Consider the following 731-nt stretch of genomic DNA (forward strand, 5'->3'; position numbering starts at 1 on the left):
GTGTGGGTCAGCGTGTGGGTCAGACACTATTGGTCTTATTCTCTAGTTGATGCCAATGTTTGTTGTTCCTATCACTTATTTTATCCGGAGGATGGAAGGCTGGAGATAAGTAACAATTGCACTGAGCACAGTATAAAACCCATTGTTATGGCCCGTAAGAACTGGCTCTTGGCCAACACCCCCTCCGGTGCATAGCAGCCTAATTGAGGCAAAAAAGGGAATTAGTCTGGATTCCTACCGCTACTTGGTTTGTCTTGTACAAAACGCACCTGGGCCAAGTCTGGCAGATGCTGCTTGAGCAAATGTATTCATTCCTATGAATGCTCCGCAGAAAGGAATACTGTCTAAATGTGTCTAAATGATAGCCAAAACATCGGCCGCCATCTTAACACCCGTGCACTGAGAGGGCGGCTCTTTTGTACACCAGCAGGCTCAGGATGGAGCTTCTTTGCACAGCATTGCTTCAGAGCGTGGCAATGCTGCCAGTGCAGTTCATCGTGGTCTAGAACTACTTGGCATTACCAGCTATATTGCTGTCATCTAGTTTTCTAATCCTTACGAGACCAGAAAGCGAAATTCTGTCACCTGGCGGTAGGAGTTTTCTTTCCGCAAAACCGGGGAGGGAAACCACGTGCACTTGGCGGAATTGGAAAAAAATTGTGTCACAAAACAAAATCCAACATGCACGCAAAACGTGACACCGCCGTTGCCAGGTCGCGGTGGGGGTGTTT

At 47.7% G+C, this 731-nt stretch carries 1 protein-coding gene; it reads left to right on the top strand.

What is annotated here, in order from left to right; translation table 11 throughout:
- The first annotated feature begins 12 nt into the window (after positions 1 to 12).
- Positions 13 to 195, top strand: coding sequence for an IS66 family transposase (locus RX395_RS10300; RefSeq protein ID WP_394815237.1), 183 nt, complete (start codon positions 13 to 15; stop codon positions 193 to 195).
- Positions 196 to 731 lie beyond the last annotated feature (536 nt).

The sequence above is a fragment of the Collinsella aerofaciens genome, from assembly GCF_032584215.1.
GTDB lineage: Bacteria > Actinomycetota > Coriobacteriia > Coriobacteriales > Coriobacteriaceae > Collinsella.